Annotated in this window: 16 protein-coding genes; 9 read left to right on the top strand and 7 right to left on the bottom strand. The window is 66.3% G+C overall.

The features are described from left to right. The 3 genes from rph to hemW form a co-directional block, all read left to right on the top strand. Positions 1-551: ribonuclease PH (rph, locus tag Q0Q36_RS20235; RefSeq protein ID WP_293800839.1), on the top strand; the 551-nt coding region annotated here is incomplete at its 5' end. A 2-nt stretch (positions 552-553) separates the two neighbouring features. Then, positions 554-1,201, top strand: coding sequence for an RdgB/HAM1 family non-canonical purine NTP pyrophosphatase (gene rdgB / locus Q0Q36_RS20230; protein WP_293800837.1), 648 nt, complete (start codon positions 554-556; stop codon positions 1,199-1,201). Then, positions 1,198-2,397 carry a radical SAM family heme chaperone HemW gene (gene hemW / locus Q0Q36_RS20225; RefSeq protein ID WP_293800835.1) on the top strand — a complete coding sequence of 400 codons (1,200 nt, stop codon included), beginning with the start codon at positions 1,198-1,200 and terminating at the stop codon, positions 2,395-2,397. The genes rdgB and hemW overlap by 4 nt, the downstream gene beginning before the upstream one ends. Before the next feature lie 137 nt (positions 2,398-2,534). Here the strand turns inward: hemW and Q0Q36_RS20220 are convergent, their stop codons facing one another. From Q0Q36_RS20220 to ugpB, 5 genes are all read right to left on the bottom strand, one after another. Continuing rightward, positions 2,535-3,614 carry a sn-glycerol-3-phosphate import ATP-binding protein UgpC gene (locus tag Q0Q36_RS20220; protein WP_293800833.1) on the bottom strand — a complete coding sequence of 360 codons (1,080 nt, stop codon included), beginning with the start codon at positions 3,612-3,614 and terminating at the stop codon, positions 2,535-2,537. 7 nt (positions 3,615-3,621) lie between these two features. Then, positions 3,622-4,470: a sn-glycerol-3-phosphate ABC transporter permease UgpE gene (gene ugpE / locus Q0Q36_RS20215; protein ID WP_293800832.1), complete on the bottom strand. Its 849-nt coding sequence runs from the start codon at positions 4,468-4,470 to the stop codon at positions 3,622-3,624. Next, a complete protein-coding gene (locus Q0Q36_RS20210) occupies positions 4,470-5,219 on the bottom strand; it encodes a creatininase family protein (RefSeq protein ID WP_293800830.1) in 750 nt (249 codons plus the stop codon). The genes ugpE and Q0Q36_RS20210 overlap by 1 nt, the downstream gene beginning before the upstream one ends. Next, positions 5,219-6,100, bottom strand: a complete 882-nt coding sequence (ugpA, locus tag Q0Q36_RS20205) for a sn-glycerol-3-phosphate ABC transporter permease UgpA (protein ID WP_293800828.1) — start codon at positions 6,098-6,100, stop codon at positions 5,219-5,221. Before ugpA ends, Q0Q36_RS20210 begins: the two co-directional genes overlap by 1 nt. Positions 6,101-6,176: 76 nt before the next feature. Beyond that, positions 6,177-7,502 carry a sn-glycerol-3-phosphate ABC transporter substrate-binding protein UgpB gene (gene ugpB / locus Q0Q36_RS20200; protein ID WP_293800826.1) on the bottom strand — a complete coding sequence of 442 codons (1,326 nt, stop codon included), beginning with the start codon at positions 7,500-7,502 and terminating at the stop codon, positions 6,177-6,179. Between the two features lie 226 nt (positions 7,503-7,728). Between ugpB and Q0Q36_RS20195 the strand changes: the two genes are divergently transcribed. Both Q0Q36_RS20195 and Q0Q36_RS20190 read left to right on the top strand, forming a co-directional pair. After that, a complete protein-coding gene (locus tag Q0Q36_RS20195; protein ID WP_293800824.1) occupies positions 7,729-8,907 on the top strand; it encodes a fumarylacetoacetate hydrolase family protein in 1,179 nt (392 codons plus the stop codon). Positions 8,908-9,003: 96 nt separating this feature from the next. Then, entirely contained in the window at positions 9,004-10,701 is a 1,698-nt protein-coding gene (locus tag Q0Q36_RS20190) for a hypothetical protein (protein WP_293800822.1), read from the top strand. A gap of 7 nt (positions 10,702-10,708) precedes the next feature. Here the strand turns inward: Q0Q36_RS20190 and Q0Q36_RS20185 are convergent, their stop codons facing one another. After that, the gene (locus Q0Q36_RS20185) at positions 10,709-11,605 is read right to left on the bottom strand and encodes a methylated-DNA--[protein]-cysteine S-methyltransferase (protein WP_293800845.1); all 897 of its coding nucleotides are present in this window, start codon (positions 11,603-11,605) and stop codon (positions 10,709-10,711) included. A gap of 196 nt (positions 11,606-11,801) precedes the next feature. On the opposite strand from Q0Q36_RS20185, the gene Q0Q36_RS20180 reads away from it, so the two are divergent. Further along, positions 11,802-12,422, top strand: coding sequence for a class I SAM-dependent methyltransferase (locus Q0Q36_RS20180; RefSeq protein WP_293800820.1), 621 nt, complete (start codon positions 11,802-11,804; stop codon positions 12,420-12,422). On the opposite strand, the gene Q0Q36_RS20175 is transcribed toward Q0Q36_RS20180, so the two are convergent. After that, positions 12,407-12,919, bottom strand: a complete 513-nt coding sequence (locus Q0Q36_RS20175) for a DUF2244 domain-containing protein (protein WP_293800818.1) — start codon at positions 12,917-12,919, stop codon at positions 12,407-12,409. The genes Q0Q36_RS20180 and Q0Q36_RS20175 overlap by 16 nt on opposite strands. Before the next feature lie 50 nt (positions 12,920-12,969). Between Q0Q36_RS20175 and nth the strand changes: the two genes are divergently transcribed. From nth to Q0Q36_RS20160, 3 genes are all read left to right on the top strand, one after another. Further along, positions 12,970-13,671, top strand: coding sequence for an endonuclease III (gene nth, locus Q0Q36_RS20170; RefSeq protein WP_293800816.1), 702 nt, complete (start codon positions 12,970-12,972; stop codon positions 13,669-13,671). Positions 13,672-13,790: 119 nt separating this feature from the next. Then, complete coding sequence (gene xylF / locus Q0Q36_RS20165) at positions 13,791-14,837, top strand: D-xylose ABC transporter substrate-binding protein (protein WP_293800814.1); 1,047 nt, start codon at positions 13,791-13,793, stop codon at positions 14,835-14,837. Next, the gene (locus tag Q0Q36_RS20160; protein ID WP_293800812.1) at positions 14,830-16,134 is read left to right on the top strand and encodes a sugar ABC transporter permease; all 1,305 of its coding nucleotides are present in this window, start codon (positions 14,830-14,832) and stop codon (positions 16,132-16,134) included. Before xylF ends, Q0Q36_RS20160 begins: the two co-directional genes overlap by 8 nt. The last annotated feature ends 2 nt before the right edge of the window (positions 16,135-16,136 follow it).

Raw genomic sequence — 16,136 nt, 5'->3', positions numbered from 1 at the left:
AGGGCTGGGTCACCGCCGAATATTCGATGCTGCCGCGCGCCACGCATGAGCGCACGCGCCGCGAGGTCACCTCCGGCAAGCCCTCCGGTCGCACGCAGGAAATCCAGCGCCTGATCGGCCGCTCGCTTCGCGCCGTCGTCGATCTCACAGCGATCGGCGAGCGCCAGATCGTTGTCGATTGCGACGTGCTGCAGGCCGATGGCGGCACGCGTACGGCCTCGATCACCGGCGCCTGGGTCGCGCTGCACGATGCGCTGAAATGGATGGAAGGGCGCGGCCTGCTCAAGGGCACGAACCCGCTGAAGGACCATGTCGCCGCGATCTCCTGCGGGATCGTCGCCGGCAACCCGGTGATCGATCTCGACTATGTCGAGGATTCCGGCGCCCAGACCGACGCGAATTTCGTGATCACCGGCTCCGGCGGCATCGTCGAGGTGCAGGGCACGGCCGAAGGCGCCCCCTTCTCCGAGGAGGAGCTTCTCTCGCTGCTGAAGCTCGCCAAGGGCGGCGTCGCCAAGCTCGTCACGCTGCAGAAGGCCGCGGTGGCCTGACCATGAGCCCGCACCGCCTCCTCACCGGCAAGGTCGTGATCGCGACCCATAACCAGGGCAAGCTGCGCGAGATGCGCGCGTTGCTGGCGCCCTATGGTATCGAGTTGGTCTCGGCAGGCGAACTCGGCCTGCCGGAGCCGGTCGAGGATGGCACCATGTTCTCGGAGAACGCGGCGATCAAGGCGGTCGCCGCGGCGAGCGCCAGTGGTCTGCCGGCGCTCTCCGACGATTCCGGCATCTGCATCGACGCGCTCGACGGCGCACCCGGCCTGTTCTCGGCCAACTGGGCGGGACCGGGCAAGGATTTCGCCCCGGCGATCGGGCGCGTGCAGATGGAGCTCGCCAAGCGCGGCGCCATCACGCCGGACAAGCGCAAGGCGCATTTCGTCTCGGCACTGGTGATCGCCTGGCCGGATGGGCATCAGGAATTGTTCGAAGGCCGCGTCTTCGGCACGGTGACCGAGCAGGCGCGCGGCCTCGGCGGCTTCGGCTATGACCCGATCTTCCTGCCCGATGGCCACTCCAAGACCTTCGGCGAGATGAGCGCTGAGGAAAAACACGGCATCCCGGCCGATGGCTCGCCCGGCCTGTCGCATCGCGCGCGCGCTTTCCATGTGCTCGCTGCCGCCTGCCTGAGGAAGCCGGCTTGAGCGCGCCGGCCGCCCTGACCGAGCGGCCATCGCTCCTGCATCCGACCGCGGATGCGGGCTTCGCCGTCTATGTGCATTGGCCGTTCTGCCTGGCCAAATGCCCCTATTGCGACTTCAACAGCCATGTCCGGCTGCAGCCGCCGGACCAGCAGCGCTATATCGCCGCCTTCCGCCGCGAGATCGCGCATCGCGCGGCGCTGGTGCCGGGCCGCACGGTCTCCTCGATCTTCTTCGGCGGCGGCACGCCCTCGCTGATGGAAGGCCGCACGGTCGGCGCAATCCTCGACGCCATCGGCGAGCACTGGACAGTCGATCCCAATTGCGAGGTCTCGCTCGAGGCCAACCCGACCAGCGTCGAGGCCAGGCGCTTCCGCGATTTCCGGGCAGCCGGCGTCAACCGCGTCTCGCTCGGCGTGCAGGCACTGAACGATGCCGATCTCAAGGCGCTGGGCCGGATGCATTCAGCCGAGGAGGCCCTCGCCGCGGTAGCGATCGCGCGCCAGTATTTCGAGCGCTATTCCTTCGACCTGATCTATGCCCGCTCGCCCTTGCAGACGCCCGCCTTGTGGCGTGCCGAGCTGGAGCTGGCGATCAGCCATGCGGCCGAGCATCTCTCGCTCTACCAGCTCACCATCGAGCCCGGCACCGCCTTCGAGCGCCTGTTCCGCGCCGGCAAGCTCGCCATCCCCGATCATGATGCGGGCGCCGCGCTCTACGAGACGACGCAAGAGATCACGGCCAAGCACGGCCTGCCGGTCTACGAGATCTCGAACCATGCCCGGCCTGGCGCCGAATGCCGGCACAACCTCGTCTACTGGCATTATGGCGAATATGCCGGCATCGGCCCCGGCGCCCATGGCCGGCTGGTGACGGCGGAAGGCCGGATGGCGCATTCGACCGAGAAGCGGCCGGAGGTCTGGCTGGAGCGCGTCGAGGCCGAGGGCCACGCCCTGGTCGAGGACGAGCGCCTCAGCGAGGAAGCGCAGGGCGACGAATACCTGCTGATGGGGCTTCGCCTCGTCGAGGGCATCGATCCGCAGGTGTTCAAGGCTCTCGCGGGTCGCGCGCTCAATGCCCAGCGCGTCGCCAGCCTGATCGACGAGAAGCTGCTGATGGAGCGCGCAGGCGGCCGTCTCGCGGCGACGCCTGACGGCGCACTGCTGCTGGATGCGCTGGTGGCCGATCTGGCGGCTTGAGGCGTATTCAGCCGCGGAGGAAACACCGCCGTCATGCTCGCCCTTGTGGCGAGCATCCACGTCTTGAACACCAGCCCCGGAAAAGGAAGGAAGACGTGGATGGTCGGGACAAGCCCGACCATGACTGAAAGAGCGTGTCAGCCCTTCCCGAGCCTTGCCCCCGTCTTCGGATCGAAGACATGGACCTTGTCGGGATCGACGGTGATCCAGAGCCGGCCTTCCTGCGCCGCGACCTCGCCGGTCGCCGCCTGCATCACGAAGGGCTGGCCGGCGAGCTTGCCGTGGAAGAGCTGGGTCGCGCCGAGTTCCTCGATGAACTCGACATCGAAGGGCAGCGAGCCCGCCTGCCCTTCCGAGGCGATCTCGACATCCTCGGGACGCAAGCCGACCTCGACCGGCGCCTGCACCGCCAGGTCCTCTCTGAGGTCGCGGACCTCGATGATGGCGTCGCCGAGTGCGACGATGCCGTGGCCGTCGACCGCGCCGGGCAGGATGTTCATCGGCGGCGAGCCGATGAAGGTCGCAACGAACTTGCTCGCCGGCTTGCGATAGACCTCGGCCGGCAGGCCGATCTGCTCGACCTGGCCGGCATTCATCACCACCAGCTTGTCGGACAGCGTCATCGCCTCGACCTGGTCGTGGGTGACGTAGATCGCGGTGACGCCGAGCGCGCGCTGCAGTTTCTTGATCTCGACACGCATCTGCACGCGGAGTTTCGCGTCGAGGTTCGAAAGCGGTTCGTCGAAGAGGAAGACCTGGGGCTTGCGCACGATGGCGCGGCCCATGGCGACGCGCTGGCGCTGGCCGCCGGAGAGCTGGCGCGGCCGGCGTTCCAGGAAGGGCTCGATCGCGAGGATGCGCGCGGCTTCCTTCACGCGCTTGTCGATCTCGTCCTTGGGCGTGCCGCGATTGCGCAGGCCATAGGCCATGTTGTCGTAGATGTTCATATGCGGGTAGAGCGCATAGTTCTGGAAGACCATCGCGATGTCGCGATCGGCCGGCTCGACCTGGTTGACGACGCGCTCGCCGATCGCGACCTCACCGTGCGAGATCGTCTCGAGCCCCGCGACCATGCGCAAAAGCGTGGACTTGCCGCAGCCGGAGGGGCCGACGAGCACGCAGAAGCCGCCATCGGGGATGTCGAAGGAGACGCCTTTCACGGCTTCGACGCCGCCGGCATAGACCTTCTTGACGTTGCTGAGAGTGACCTGGGCCATTCGCGGATTACTTCTCGGTTTCGACCAGGCCCTTCACGAAGAGCCTCTGCATGGCGATGACGACGAAGACGGGCGGCAGCATCGCCAGCATGGCCGTGGCCATGGCGAGCTGCCATTCCGTCAGAGCGTCGGCGGTGACGATCATCTTCTTGATGGCGATGACGATGGTCTGCATCGAGTCCTTCGTCGTCACCAGCAGCGGCCAGAGATACTGGTTCCAGCCATAGATGAACTGGATGACGAAGAGCGCCGCGATCGTCGTCATAGAGAGCGGGATCAGCGTGTCCTTGAAGAACTTGAAGGGGCCGGCGCCGTCGATCTTCGAGGCTTCGAGCAATTCGTCGGGGATCGTCATGAAGAACTGCCGGAACAGCAGCGTGCCCGTCGCCGAGGCGATCAGCGGGATCGCGAGGCCCTGATAGGTGTCGAGCATGTTGAGATCGGAAACGATCTTGAAGGTCGGGAAGATGCGGACCTCGACCGGGAGCATCAGCGTGATGAAGATGATCCAGAATGCCGCCATGCGGAACGGGAAGCGGTAATAGACCACCGCATAGGCCGAGAGCACGGAGATGAAGATCTTACCCAAGGCGATCGTGATCGCCATGATGAAGGAATTCAGCATCATCACGGCCACCGGCTCGCGCGTCGTGCTCGACGTGCCGACGAAGAGAATGCGCTTGTAATTTTCCAGGAAATACGGGCCGGGATAGAGCGGCATCTCGCCGTTGATCACGGTCGAGGCATCCCAGGTCGAGGCGACGAAGGTGAGCCAGACCGGAAAGGCGACAATCAGCACGCCGATCGTCAGGATGACATAGGCGATCAGGTCGCCCATGCGGCGGTCTTCGACCATCAGGCGGCCCTCCCCATCTCGCGCAGCAATCCGGCCAGCGCATCGGCGCAGGCGTCGAGGCAGGCCTGCCCCTTCGCGGGCGTGGCGCGACGCGCATCGCCGATCACCCCGGTCTCGGTCACCTCCCGGAAGGAGCGATGACGCGAGACGGTCGGGCGTCCCGGCAGGCCATCGCGCGCACCGAAGGCCTCGGCCAAGCGCGGCTCGCGCACCGAGCCCGGCGCCAGCACCATCATCATCGATGTCTCGACCTCGCAGGCATGCTGGACGCCCTTCTGGTCTTCCAGCAGCGGCGGAAAGGCGTCCTGCGCCAGCAGGAAATAGGTGGTCGCCTCGACATGCAGCCGGGTCTCGCGGGCGAAATCGGGCAGGAAGGCGGTGAGCGCGGCGATGTTACCGCCATGGCCGTTGACGATCAGGACGCGATGGAAGCCGTGGCGCTCGATGCTCTTGAGGAAGGCGAGCAGCACCGCGCGATAGGTCGGGATGTCGAAGGTGAAGGTGCCGCCGAAGGCCATGTGATGCTCGGCCATGCCGCACCAGAGCGTCGGCGCGACGACGACGTCGACATCGCTGGCCTGCTCGGCCGCCGCCTTGCAGACGCCGCCGCACAGGATCGTGTCGACGCCGACCGGCAAGTGCGGGCCATGCTGCTCGATCGAGGCGACAGGCAGGACGACGATCGTGTCCTTAGCCGCCTTGGCACGCAGCTCCTCGGCGGTGAGATCCATCCAGAGCACGGAGGCCATCAGTAGCTGACCTTGCGCTCGATGAAGCGGAACTGCACCGCGGTCAGCCCGATCACCATGATCAGGAGGATCACCGACTGCGCCGCCGAGCCGCCGAGATTCGAGCCGCCCTTGCCATCGGAGAAGACCTTGTAGACCAGCGTCTCGGTCGCGCCCGAGGGCCCGCCGCCGGTGACGGTGTCGATGATGCCGAAGGTGTCGAAGAAGACATAGACGATGTTGACGACGAGCAGGAAGAAGGTCGTCGGCGAAAGCAGCGGGAAGACGATCGTCCAGAACCGGCGCATGGGCCGGGCACCATCGATCACGGCCGCCTCGATCACGCTCTTGGGGATCGACTGCAGCCCGGCGAGGAAGAACAGGAAATTGTAGCTGATCTGCTTCCATGTCGCCGCGAGGATGACCAGCAGCATCGCATGGTTGCCGTTGAGGCGCGGATTCCAGGGCACGCCCAGCGACTGCAGGCCGCGCGCCAGCATGCCGAGCGAGGGGTCGAACATGAAGATCCAGAGCACGCCGGCAATGGCGGGGGCCACGGCGTAGGGCCAGATCAGCAGGGTCTTGTAGATCTCGGCACCGCGGATCTGCCGGTCCGCCATCACGGCGAAGAGCAGCGCGATCGAGAGCGAAAACACGCAGACGAAGGTCGAGAAGACCGCGGTGTTGATGAAGGCCTTGAGATAGCCGGGATCGGCGAAGAGCAGCTGGTAATTCTCGAACCAGACGAATTCGGTCGAGGTGCCGAAGGCGTCTTCCAGGAGGAAGCTCTGCCAGACCGCCTGGCTCGCCGGCCAGTAGAAGAACAGGACTGTGATCACGAGCTGCGGCAGAAGCAGCAGGAAGGGGATCGTCAGCCCCTTGAAATATGCGTTCTTCTGCATCGGCTTCCCTGGAACGAGATGGCCATCCCGGACGGAGAGTGTCCGGGATGGCCTTAGGTTTGCACGCCCTGGCGGCTCAGCGGGCTGCGGTGCGCTCGAACTGGCGCAGCATCTGGTTGCCGCGCTCGACCGCCGCATCCAGCGCCGCCTGCGGCGACTTCTGGCCGTTCAGCGCCGCCTCCAGCTCCTCCGACCAGATGTCGCGGATCTGGACGAGGCTGCCATAGCGCAGGCCCTTCGAGTTGTCGGTCGGGGTCTTGTTGGTCAATTCGAGGATCGGGGTCTCGAGATAGGGCTTGTCCTTGTAGAAGCCGGACGCCTTGACCTTCTCATAGGCCGCCTTGGTGATCGGCAGGTAGCCCGACTCGGTGTGCAGCTTCACCTGGCGGTCGACATCCGAGAGGAAGGTGAAGAACTTGGCGACGCCCTTGTATTCGTTCGCCTTCTTGCCGCCCATCACCCAGAGCGAAGCGCCACCGATGATCGAGTTCTGCGGGGCGCCCTGCACATCCGGATAATACGGCATCGGGGCATTGCCCCAGTCGAACTTGGCGTTCGCCTTGACGTTGCCGAAGAAGCCCGAGGAGGTCAGGAAGATCGGGCATTCGCCCGAGGTGAAGCGGCCTTCGCCATTGTTGGTGCGGCCGGAATAGTCATAGGTCTTGTCCTTCTGCAGCTCGACCAGATTGGTCCAGTGCTTCAGGAAGGCCGGGCTCTTGTTGAAGTTCAGCACGGCGTCGAAGCCGGCCATGCCGTTGACCTTGGTCGAGAGCGCCACGTTATGCCAGGCGCCGAACTGCTCGATATTGGCCCAGGTCGCCCAGGCGTTCGAGACGCCGCACTTGTCGTAGCCGGCGGCCTTCAGCTTCTTGGCGGCCTCGAAGGTCTCGGGCCAGGTCTTCGGCGGCTTGGCCGGGTCGAGGCCAGCCTTCTTGAAGGCGTCCTTGTTGTACCACATCACCATCGACGACGAGTTGAACGGCATCGAGAGCATGTCGCCCTTGGCCGTCGAGTAATAGCCGGTGATCGCGGGCAGATAGGCGTTCGGATCGAACTTCTCGCCCGCCTCCTTCATCACCTCGTAGACCGGCTTGATCGCGCCCTTGGCCGACATCATCGTGCCGGTGCCGACCTCGAAAACCTGCAGGATGTGCGGCGCCTGGCCGGCACGGAAGGCGGCGATACCGGCGTTCAGCGTGTCGGGATAGGAGCCCTTGTAGACGGGGACGACCTTGTAGTCCTTCTGCGAGGCGTTGAAGTCCTCGGCGAGCTTGACGACGACGTCGTTGTTCGCGCCGGTCAGCGCGTGCCACCACTGGATCTCGGTCTGGGCCAGCGCAGGCGAGGCGCCAGCCAGCGCAAAAGCCGCAACCGACATCAGGATGCGCGTCTTGATGGTCATGGGGTGTCTCCCTTCCGCGCGCGGGCGCGCCGCGGTTCTTGTCGTTGGTGCGCAAGCTAGCATGAAGCGCAGGCGACATTTCAATGACAAATCGATGACGGCCCGCGCAATCCGCCTATGGTCTCGGTCCAAAGGCAATCGAGCTCCATGACGGGCTCTCGCTTGCACATTGGCGCATAACCGGCTGATCTGCGCTCCCGATCCGAATCCGCCTGTGGATGCCGCCATGCCCCGCCTCGATCTTGCCCTGACCGCGACCCTGCCCGCGGATGCCGATGCCGCCACGCTCGCAGGCCGCGTCTGGCGCCCTGATCTGGGCGGACCGGCCGTGGTGACGCTCCGCGGCGGGCAGGTCGTCGACGTGACCCGGAGCTTCCCGACCAGCCGCGACCTCTGCGAAAACGCCGATCCGGCCGCCGCGCTGCGGGCTGCCGACGGCGAGACGATCGGCTCGCTTGCCGATATCCTCGCCAATACGCCCGTGGACGGCCGCGATCCGAACCGCCCCTGGCTGCTCTCGCCGCTCGACCTGCAGGCTGTGAAGGCCGCCGGCGTGACCTTCGCGGTCTCGATGCTGGAACGCGTCATCGAGGAGAAAGCGCGCGGCAACCCGGCCGCCGCAGCGACGATCCGCGAGGAGATCGGCAAGCTCATCGGCGACGATCTCTCGAAGCTCAAGCCCGGCTCGCCCGAGGCGATGCATCTCAAGGAGGTGCTGATCAAGCAGGGCGCCTGGAGCCAGTATCTCGAAGTCGGGATCGGGCCGGATGCCGAGATCTTCACCAAGGCGCCGCCAATGTCGACGGTCGGCACCGGGGCGGATGCCGGCCTGCATCCGGCCTCGAGCTGGAACAATCCCGAGCCCGAGATCGTGCTGATCGTGGCCTCCGACGGACGCATCGTCGGCGCCACGCTCGGCAACGACGTCAACCTGCGCGATGTCGAAGGCCGCTCGGCGCTGCTGCTCGGCAAGGCCAAGGACAACAACGCCGCCGCCGCGGTCGGCCCCTTCATCCGCCTGTTCGATGCCGGCTTCACGCTCGACCATGTCCGCCGGACCACGGTGACGCTGACGGTCGAGGGCGAGGACGGCTTCAGGCTGGAGGGCTCCTCCTCGATCGCCAGAATCAGCCGCGACCCGGCCGATCTCGCGGCGCAGATGATCGGCCCGCATCACCAGTATCCGGACGGGGCGGCGCTCTATCTCGGGACCATGTTCGCGCCGATCAAGGATCGCGATGCGCCGGGCGGCGGCTTCACCCATAAATACGGGGACATCGTCACCATCGCCGCGCCAGAGCTCGGCAGCCTCGTCAACCGGATGAAACGCACCGACGCATGCGCGCCCTGGACCTATGGCGCCTCGCATCTGATGCGCCATCTCGCCGGGCGCGGGCTGCTCTGAGCGCGCAGCGGATCGGAAGGCGCAATTATGGGTTGCATGGAAGCGTTCAAGTAAGGATTTTGTCGTAACGTCCCACTGATCGAGTGGGACGGAACGATGACGATCATTGATGCGAAGGACTCGCATGCGATGCCGCCGGGGGCGCAGACCTTGTGGCTGAGGCTGGCGACGAGGCCGTCCATGTGGATGGCCGTCTTCCTCGTCTTCGTCATCGCCGGCCTCGCCCTGCCGGTGCGCCTGCCGCTCGGCCCGAACTACTGGGACACCGATATCTATCTGGATGCCATCCAGCGGATCCGGCTCGGGCAGATCCCCAATATCGACTTCTTCACCTCGATCGGCCCGCTCGGCTTCTATCTGGCCAGCTGGATGGGCCTGCTGTTCCCGCAGGCGCAGCCGGCGCTCCTGGCCAATTGGGCAGTGCTGCCCGTGGCATTGCCGCTGATGATGCTGATCATGAGGGATGTCGACCGCCGCTCGCGCGGCGTGGCGCTGGGGCTGCTCGTGCCCTTCCTGTTCCTCGCCTCGCTGCCGATCAACCTGCACAGCCTCTACCCGTCGCCAGGTTTCGACGGCTTCGGCTACTACAACCGCCATGTCGCCCTGCTGCTCTATCTGCTGCTGGCGGCCCTGATCTTCGTCGAGAGCCGCGTTCTGCTGACGCTCCTCGTCATCCTGCTGATGACGTCGCTCTTCCTGATCAAGGTGACGGGGCCGGTCTCGGGCGCCGTCCTCGTCGGCTATGCCGTCCTGGCCGGTCGTATGCGCTTCCGCGAGGCGCTGCTCGCGGCGGTCACGGTCATTGCCGTGCTGTGCGTGCTGGAACTCACGGCAGGGCTGGTCCATGCCTATCTCGAAGACGTGCTGACGCTGGCCGCGCTCAATTCCGCCTCCTTCGTCTCGCGCTTCTTCACCCTGGCCTCGATCAAGTTCAACGTGATCGTGCCTTGCCTTCTGCTGATCGGCGTTCTCGCCCTGGCGACCAAGCGAGGGCCGGGCGTCACCCTGCCGGGCCTGCTGGCCTCGCCGTTGGGCTGGCTCTGCGCGAGCCTTTTCGCGCTCATCCTCGGCGAAACGCAAAACAGCGGTTCGCTCGAATTCGTCGGCCTATGGCCGGTGCTGCTACTGGTGCTCTGCGATTATCGCCTGCGCTACGGTGATCCGCTCCGGCCCTATGTGCTGGTGCTTGTGATGGCGGTTGCGCTGCCGAGCGCAGTGATCTTCTTCGAACGCGGAGCGCGCGCGCTGATCGCCGCGCCGCGCTATACGGCGCTCGACGTGCCGGATGTGGGGCCGCTCGGCCGCGTCAGCCTCAAGCCGATCCTCGCCAGCCGTTCGGCCAGCATGATCGAGCACTATGCCAAGTATCAGGAGGCCTATGAGGACCTGGTGCGCCGCGGCCAGCTGCCCTCCGCCATCCTGTTCTCCGAAATCGATCACCAGGCGACCTGGCTGCTCGAACTGCAGCAGGGGATCGATGCGATCGAACGCTGGGAAACGGTGAACCGGCGCCAGCTCAATGGCTTCTTTTCGCTCGACTTCATCAACCCCTTCAACCATCGGCTCAAGCGCCAGCCGCCTCGCAACGTCGCGCTCGGCATCGATGTCGATCGCACCAATCCGGCGGTGACGCCCGAGATGCTCGACGCGTTGCGCGAGACCGATGCGATCCTGCGGCCAAAATGCCCGGTCGAGTTCAAGCGGGCGGCAATCGCGACGCATTTCCAGCTGGCCTGGAAGGATCGCCGCCTCGTGCCGCTCTCGCCCTGCTGGGACATGTACCTCAGGAAATAGGGCAGCCTCAGCCGGCCGCGGTCTGCCCGGCCTCCCAGCCGAGGATGGCGCGCTTGCGCGTCAGGCCCCAGTGATAGCCGGTCAGCGCGCCGGACTTGCCGATGACGCGGTGGCAGGGCACCACGAAGGAGATCGGGTTCTTGCCGACCGCCGTGCCGACGGCCCGCGCCGCGCTCGGCTTGCCGATATGGCTGGCGACCTCGCCATAGGTGGTGGCACAGCCGACGGGGATGCGCAGCAGCGTCTCCCAGACACGCACCTCGAAATCGGTGCCGATCAGCACGACGCGCAAAGGCGTCTCCGCCGACCAGGCCTTGGGCTCGAAGATGCGCCCGGCATAGGGCGCGGTCAGGACCGGGTCGTAATGGTAGTCGGCATGGGGCCAGCGCCGCATCATGTCGGCCAGCGCCTCGGCTCGCCCGCCGACGACCTTGCCGCCGTCGACGCTGTTCGAGACCCAGCCGAGGCCGGCAAGGCCGCGCTCCGTGATGACGATCAGCGCCTCGCCGAAGGGCGATGCATGGAAGCCGTAGGAGAGCTTCAGCCCCTCGCCACCGGTCTTCCACTCGCCGGGCGACATCGCCTCATGCGTCACGAAGAGATCGTGCAGGCGGCCGGGGCCGGAGAGGCCGACTTCGAGCGCCGTGTCGAGGATACTGGCCGAAGACGAGAGCAGCCCCTTGGCATGGTCGAGCGTGATCGCCTGCAGGAAGGCCTTCGGCGTCAGGCCGCACCAGCGCCGGAAGAGGTGATGGACATCGGTCGGGGTCGCGCCGGCGGCCTCCGCGATCGCCTCGATCGTCGGTTGCTCGCGCCAGTTATGGGTGATGAAGGAGAGGATGCGCCGGACGGTGTCGTAGTCCGAGCCGGGGGCGACGGCGGGAAAATCGGCCTCGCTCGGCATCGAATCGGCGGCGCGCGCCAGCACCGCATTGGAGAAGCGCGTCGGGGTCATCGCCGTTTTCATGGAAGCATGAGCGTTCATGGGAACCTCGCATCATTCGTCATGATGCGAATCTAGGGCGCCCACCATGCCGTTCCCACCCGAAAGCTGGCAAGGGCGGGGTTGCGGGCACCCGCAGGATGAGGGTTCATAGCGCATGACCTCCCCCGCCGACGCCGTCATCGATCTCTACCAGCGCCATGCCGCCACCTATGACGGCTTGCGCGGCGAGACCTTGTACGAGGGAGCCTGGCTGGCGCGTTTCAAGGCCATCGTGATGCCCAACGCCACGATCCTCGACATTGGTTGCGGCACCGGCCGGCCGATCGCCGGCCATTTCCTTGCGCAAGGCCATGCCGTCACCGGCGTCGATTCCGCACCGGCGATGATCGCGCTGTGCCAACAGCGCTTTCCCGATGGCGATTGGCAGGTCGCCGATATGCGCCACCTCGCGCTCGGGCGCCGCTTCGGCGGCCTGATCGCCTGGGATTCCTTCTTCCACCTGACGCCGGAAGACCAGCGCGGGATGTTCAGGATCTTCGCGGCGCATGCGGCGCCGGGCGCGGCCCTGATGTTCACCAGCGGCCCTTCGCATGGCGAGGCGATCGGCAGCTTCGAGGGCGAGGCGCTTTACCATGGCAGCCTCGATCCGGAGGACTATCGCACGCTGCTGGCGGAGAACGGCTTCTCGGTCATCGACCATGTCGTCGAGGATCCGAATTGCGGCGGCCACACGATCTGGCTCGCCAAGGCCGTTGCTGCTCAGGGCGCGTTGTAGTCCGGCCCGCGACGCGCGCTCGACAGGGCCGAGCCCAATGCATCGGCGAAGCCGGAGCGCTCATGCGGCGAGAGCGCGGAGGCGATCGCGACGCTCTGCCCGCGCGAGACCAGCTTCAGGCCGAGCAGGCCGTAATCCTCGTCCGTCTGGCGCTCGAGCCGGGTCCAGACCGGATTGAAGCGCCAGACCGTTTCCCGCCCGTGATGCGAGACCTTGCGCAGGAAGATTTCCAGCGGCGTCACCACGATGCGCTCGAAGGACCGCGCATGCCGGAAATTGACGTGGAAGGCGACGAAGAGCGCGAGGATGTCGATGCCGAAGAAGCCGGCGACCGGCCAGGCGCCGAGCACGACGAAGGGAATCGAAGAGATCACGCTGGCAAGGCAGACCAGCGTCATAACGATGCGGAAGCCGTTCTGGCCGAGCGAGCGATGCGGCGTGATCGTGGCGTCGAAGACCGGGCGCTCGGAAGCATCCGTGCCGCCGCTGACAGGCATCTCACTGGCCGTGCTCTTGCCGGGGTCCATAGCCGCATTATAACGCCGTGATGGACCAGCAGAACAGGCCCGCGCGCGCCCGCCCACCCGCCAAGCGCATCACGTTGCCGCGCGCCCGCAAACCGGCGGAGGTCCGCGAGATCTTCAGCCGCTTCCAGGCGGCCAATCCGGAGCCCAAGGGCGAGCTGGAATCGGTGAACGCCTTCACCCTGCTGGTCGCCGTCGTGCTCTCGGCGCAGGCGACCGATGCCGGCGTCAACAAGGCCACGCGCCCGCTCTTCGCCATCGCCGATACGCCGGCCAAGATGCTCGCGCTCGGCGAGGAGACGGTGCGCAACTACATCAAGACGATCGGGCTCTTCCGCACCAAGGCGAAGAATGTGATCGCGCTCTGCGAGAAGTTGATCGCCGAGTTCGGCGGCGAGGTGCCGGCGACGCGCGAGGCGCTGGAGAGCCTGCCCGGCGTCGGCCGCAAGACCGCCAATGTCGTGCTCAACATCGCCTTCGGCGAAATCACGCACGCAGTCGACACCCATGTCTTTCGCGTGTCCAATCGCCTCCGGATCGCGCCGGGCAAGAACGTCTTGCAGGTCGAGATGGGGCTGGAGAAGGCGATTCCCGGGGAGTTCGGCCGGCATGCCCATCACTGGTTGATCCTGCACGGGCGCTACACCTGCAAGGCGCTGCGCCCCGAATGCGGGCGCTGCATCCAGAACGACCTCTGCGATTCCCCTGACAAGCGCACCATCTGACCCTTCCTTCGTCTGCTTGACAGCCTCGGGCGGCTGGGCTGAGCTTCGTACGCCGGACGCCTTGGAGGCTCGGAGAAGCCTGAGAGTCTGCGGCAGAGGAAGCTCAGGAGGTCATCGAGATGAAGCGTTTCGTCCTCGCGGCGAGCATCGCCGTTGCCGCCCTATCCGTTCATGCCAGCGCCTTCGCCCAGTCCAAGGGGCCCGTCGTCGGGGTCAGCTGGTCCAATTTCCAGGAGGAGCGCTGGAAAACCGACGAGGCCGCGATCAAGGCGGCGATCGAGAAGGCCGGCGGCACCTATCTCTCGGCCGACGCCCAATCCTCGCCGGCCAAGCAGCTCACCGATGTCGAGAGCCTGATCGCACGCGGCGCCAAGGCGATCATCGTGCTGGCGCAGGACGCGCAGGCGATCCGCCCCGCCGTCGAGAAGGCGGTGAACGAAGGCATCGCCGTCGTCGGCTATGACCGGCTGATCGAAATCCCGCAGGCCTTCTACCTGACCTTCGACAATGTCGAGGTCGGCCGGATGATGGCGCGCGAAATCCAGAAGGCGAAGCCTCAGGGCAACTACGTCTTCATCAAGGGCTCGAGCCAGGATCCGAATGCCGGCTTCCTCTACCAGGGCTCGATCGAGATCCTGAAACCCGCCATCGACGGCGGCAAGATCAAGAATGCCGGCGAGGCCTTCACCGACCAATGGCTGCCCGCCAATGCCCAGCGCAACATGGAGCAGATCCTGACGCGCAACCAGAACAAGGTCGACGCCGTGATCGCGGCCAATGACGGCACCGCCGGCGGCGCCATCGCGGCGCTGGACGCGCAGGGCATGGCGGGCGCGGTGCCGGTCTCCGGCCAGGATGCCGACCGCGCGGCGCTGAACCGCGTCGCGTTGGGCACGCAGACCGTGACCATCTGGAAGGATGCGCGCGAACTCGGGCGCAACGCCGCCGAGATCGCGCTCAAACTCGCCGGCGGCACCAAGCTCAACGAGATCCCGAAATCGGTGAGCTGGGACCAGGGCCCGTCCAAGCAGAAGATGACCGCGCTGTTCCTGACGCCGGTGCCGGTGACGAAGGAGAACCTCAATGTCGTGATCGATGCCGGCTGGGCGCCGAAAGCGGCGGTCTGCCAGGGCGTCGCGCCCGGCAAGGTCAAGGCCTGTGACTGAAACGGCCCCAGCGCCCGCCAGCCCGGCGCAAGAGGCGCGCGGCCTTGCCGACCGTCTGCGCGAGATCGAGTTCGATCCGCGCATGATCGGCATGGTGGCGGCGCTCGCAGTGATCTGGCTCGGCTTCAACTGGCTGTCGGACGGCGCTTTCCTGACGCCGCGCAATCTGTGGAATCTCTGGGTCCAGACCGCCTCGATCGCGATCATGGCCTGCGGCATGGTGCTGGTCATCGTCACCCGCAATATCGACCTCTCGGTCGGCTCGATGCTCGGCTTCGTCGGGATGGTGGTCGGGCTGGTGCAGGTCCGGGTTCTGCCGGAGCTCTGGGGCCTGGAACACCCGCTGACCTGGCTGGTCAGCCTGTTGCTCGCGATGGTGCTGGGCGGGCTCGTCGGCCTGCTGCAGGGCGCGCTGATCGCCTATCTCGCTATCCCCTCCTTCATCGTCACGCTCGGCGGTCTGCTGGTCTGGCGCGGCGCTGCCTGGTGGGTCACGCAGGGCCAGACCATCGCGCCGATGGATTCGCGCTTCCGCCCGTTCGGCGGCGGCGTCGAGGGCGCGATCGGCACCAACGCTTCCTGGGCGATCGGCATCGGCCTTTGTGCTGTGATCTGCCTGGGCGCGGCGCTGATCCGCCGGCGCCGCAAGCGCTTCGGCTTCGTGCTGCGCCCGCTCTGGGCCGAGATCGCCATCGCCGGGCTCGGCTGCGCCGCGGTTCTGGCCATGGTGATGGTGGCGAACGCCTATACCCTGCCGGCCGGTGTGGCGCGGCGCCTCGTCGAAGCGAAGGGTGGCACCTGGCCCGAAGGCGGTCTCAGCATCGGCCACGGGCTCGCCGTGCCGGTACTGATGGCATTAGGCGTCGGCGTCGTCATCACCCTGCTCGCCAACCGGCTGCGCTTCGGTCGCTATGTTTTCGCGATCGGGGGGAACCCCGAGGCGGCGCAGCTTTCCGGCGTCAAGACGCGCAAGGTGCTGACGCTGGTCTTCGGATTGATGGGCGTGCTCGTCGGCATCTCCGCCTGTATCTCGACGGCGCGCCTGAACGCCTCGACCAATGCCGCCGGCACGCTGGACGAGCTCTATGTCATCGCAGCCGCGGTGATCGGCGGCACATCGCTTGCGGGTGGCGTCGGCACCATCTCCGGCGCGATGCTCGGGGCGCTGGTGATGCAGTCGCTGCAATCCGGCATGGTGCTGATCGGCGTCGATGCGCCCTTGCAGAACATCGTCGTCGGCATCGTGCTCGTGCTCGCGGTCTGGCTCGACGGGCTCTACCGCAAGCGGCTTGGGTGAGG

This window comes from uncultured Allobosea sp. (assembly GCF_945957345.1).
GTDB lineage: Bacteria > Pseudomonadota > Alphaproteobacteria > Rhizobiales > Beijerinckiaceae > Allobosea.
The sequence above is the reverse complement of the archived record's forward strand: the minus strand, read 5'-3'. Positions and strand labels throughout refer to the sequence as shown.

Bases quoted from the DNA above. Each gene is read 5' to 3' on its own strand.
- rdgB (WP_293800837.1), top strand. From the start codon at position 554: ATGAGCCCGCACCGCCTCCTCACCGGCAAGGTCGTGATCGCGACCCAT.
- Q0Q36_RS20220 (WP_293800833.1), bottom strand. From the start codon at position 3,614: ATGGCCCAGGTCACTCTCAGCAACGTCAAGAAGGTCTATGCCGGCGGC.
- ugpE (WP_293800832.1), bottom strand. From the start codon at position 4,470: ATGGTCGAAGACCGCCGCATGGGCGACCTGATCGCCTATGTCATCCTG.
- Q0Q36_RS20210 (WP_293800830.1), bottom strand. From the start codon at position 5,219: ATGGCCTCCGTGCTCTGGATGGATCTCACCGCCGAGGAGCTGCGTGCC.
- ugpA (WP_293800828.1), bottom strand. From the start codon at position 6,100: ATGCAGAAGAACGCATATTTCAAGGGGCTGACGATCCCCTTCCTGCTG.
- ugpB (WP_293800826.1), bottom strand. From the start codon at position 7,502: ATGACCATCAAGACGCGCATCCTGATGTCGGTTGCGGCTTTTGCGCTG.
- Q0Q36_RS20195 (WP_293800824.1), top strand. From the start codon at position 7,729: ATGCCCCGCCTCGATCTTGCCCTGACCGCGACCCTGCCCGCGGATGCC.
- Q0Q36_RS20190 (WP_293800822.1), top strand. From the start codon at position 9,004: ATGACGATCATTGATGCGAAGGACTCGCATGCGATGCCGCCGGGGGCG.
- Q0Q36_RS20185 (WP_293800845.1), bottom strand. From the start codon at position 11,605: ATGCCGAGCGAGGCCGATTTTCCCGCCGTCGCCCCCGGCTCGGACTAC.
- Q0Q36_RS20180 (WP_293800820.1), top strand. From the start codon at position 11,802: ATGACCTCCCCCGCCGACGCCGTCATCGATCTCTACCAGCGCCATGCC.
- Q0Q36_RS20175 (WP_293800818.1), bottom strand. From the start codon at position 12,919: ATGCCTGTCAGCGGCGGCACGGATGCTTCCGAGCGCCCGGTCTTCGAC.
- nth (WP_293800816.1), top strand. From the start codon at position 12,970: ATGGACCAGCAGAACAGGCCCGCGCGCGCCCGCCCACCCGCCAAGCGC.
- xylF (WP_293800814.1), top strand. From the start codon at position 13,791: ATGAAGCGTTTCGTCCTCGCGGCGAGCATCGCCGTTGCCGCCCTATCC.